This is a genomic window from Rhodovulum sp., assembly GCF_011048875.1.
GTDB classification, from domain to species: Bacteria; Pseudomonadota; Alphaproteobacteria; order Rhodobacterales; family Rhodobacteraceae; genus Rhodovulum; species Rhodovulum tesquicola.
In genome coordinates, this window is record NZ_DSDD01000061.1 from 1 (window position 1) to 1,998 (window position 1,998).

2 protein-coding genes are annotated in these 1,998 nt (G+C 67.4%); both read right to left on the reverse strand.

Translation table 11 applies throughout. The features are described 5' to 3' along the window. Nucleotides 1-2: 2 nt before the first annotated feature. The gene (locus ENN83_RS02120; RefSeq protein ID WP_287183507.1) at nucleotides 3-1,193 is read right to left on the reverse strand and encodes an acetate/propionate family kinase; all 1,191 of its coding nucleotides are present in this window, start codon (nucleotides 1,191-1,193) and stop codon (nucleotides 3-5) included. A gap of 3 nt (nucleotides 1,194-1,196) precedes the next feature. Further along, a partial coding sequence (locus tag ENN83_RS02125) for a bifunctional enoyl-CoA hydratase/phosphate acetyltransferase (RefSeq protein WP_287183510.1) occupies nucleotides 1,197-1,998 on the reverse strand: 802 nt, incomplete at its 5' end.

Below are 1,998 nucleotides of genomic sequence, written 5' to 3' on the forward strand. Positions count from 1 at the left end.
CTTCAGCCGATCTGCCCCAGCATGTCGCGCGCCGCCCGTGCGATCACGATTTCCTCGTCGGTAGGGATCACCAGCACACGCACCCGGCTGAGATCGGTGCTGATCACGGTCTCGCCCCTGCGGTTGCGCAGTTCGTCAAGCTCCATCCCAATCCAGCCCATGCCCTCGCAGACCTTTTGCCGGATAAGGACCGAGTTCTCGCCAATTCCGCCGCAGAAGACCAGCGCATCCAGCCCCCCCAGCGCGGCCGACAGCCCGCCCAGTTCGCGGCGGATACGGAAGACAAAATAGCCGATCGCCTGATTCGCAGGGTCGGTCCCGGCGGCCTCCAGTTCGCGCATGTCATGCGACAGCCCCGACATCCCAAGAAGCCCCGAGCGGCGATAAAGCAGGTCCGCGATCTCGTCCGCGCCCATGCCCTCGTGCTGCATTAGGTAGAGCACCACGCCCGGATCGAGCTGACCACAGCGCGTGCCCATCGGCAGCCCGTCCAGCGCCGAGAACCCCATCGACGAGGCGATCGAGCGCCCGCCGATCATCCCGCACATCGACGCCCCGTTGCCCAGATGCGCGACGATCACGCGGCCCGCATGCAGGTGCGGCGCAATCTGGGTCAGCCGCCCGGCGATATAGTCATAGCTGAGCCCGTGAAAGCCGTAGCGCCGCACGCCCTTGTCGTAATAAGCGCGCGGCAGCCCGAACGTGTCGTTCACCCAGGGGTGATGGCGGTGAAAGGCCGTGTCGAAACAGGCGACCTGGACCGCCTGCGGAAAGGCCGCCAGCGCAGCGCGCACACCGGCAAGGTTATGCGGCTGGTGCAAGGGCGCCAACGGCTCCAGCCGGGCCAGCGCGTCCAGCACTTCCGGGGTCAGCCGGACGGGCACGGCATGGTCCGGCCCGCCATGCACGATGCGATGCCCCACCGCGTCGATTGCCGCCCCGGGTCGGGCGCGCGCGATCAACTCCAGCACGCGTTCCAGCGCGCAGGCGTGATCGGCCGCGTCTTCGGAGGAAAGCCGAGCATCCGACAGCACCGCACCCGCGGCACTGCGCGCCCGCATATGCGGCCCGTTGCCGATCCGGTCGATCTCGCCCAGGATCTGCGCCACGGGCTCCGCCCCGGGATTGTCCAGTTCGAACAGGCCGAATTTCAGCGAAGACGAGCCTGCATTCAGCGTCAGGATATCCGTCATCGCCTATTCCACCGCCCGCCCGGCCGCCAGTTCGCCCGTTGGCAACCGGCCCGCCAGCCGCGCCTCGTGCAGCGCCGCCACCGCGCAGGAGGCAAGCCGCGCCTTGTCGTCATCCGACCGCGAGTTCAGGATGATCGGCACCCGCGCCCCCATCACCACGCCCGCTCCCTCGGCATGACTGATATAGGCCAACTGCTTTGCCAGCATGTTGCCGGCATCGATGTTCGGCACCACCAGCACCTCGGCACGCCCTGCGACCTGGCCCTTGATCCCCTTGGTGCGCGCCGCGGCGATGTCGACCGCGTTGTCCATGGCAAGCGGCCCGTCGACAAGGCCACCAGTGATCTGGCCGCGTTCGGCCATCTTGGAAAGAAGCGCCGCGTCCAGCGAGGACGGAATATCGGGGTTCACCGTCTCGACCGCCGACAGCACCCCGACCTTGGGAGCCTCGATCCCGATCGAGATCGCAAGGTCGATGGCGTTCTGGACGATGTCCATCTTGGTGCGCAGATCGGGAGCTATGTTGATCGCGGCGTCGGTGACCAGCAGCGGGTAGGCGACGCCGGGGACGTCCATCACGAAGACATGGGTGAACCGACGGCCCGCGCGCAGGCCGTTTTCCTTCCGCAGCGCGGCCTTGAGCATGATATCCGTATGCAGATGCCCCTTCATCAGCGCCGCCGCCCGGCCCTGCGTCACCAGGTCGACGGCAATATTTGCCGCGGCATGGTGATCCGCCGCCTCGACGATCTCGATCCCGTCGAGCGAGGCGCCAATTTCGCGCGCGGCCGCCGCGATCTTCGCC

What these genes read in the sequence shown, in the direction of transcription:
- ENN83_RS02120 (WP_287183507.1), bottom strand. Translation starts at nt 1,193, where the DNA reads ATGACGGATATCCTGACGCTGAATGCAGGCTCGTCTTCGCTGAAATTC.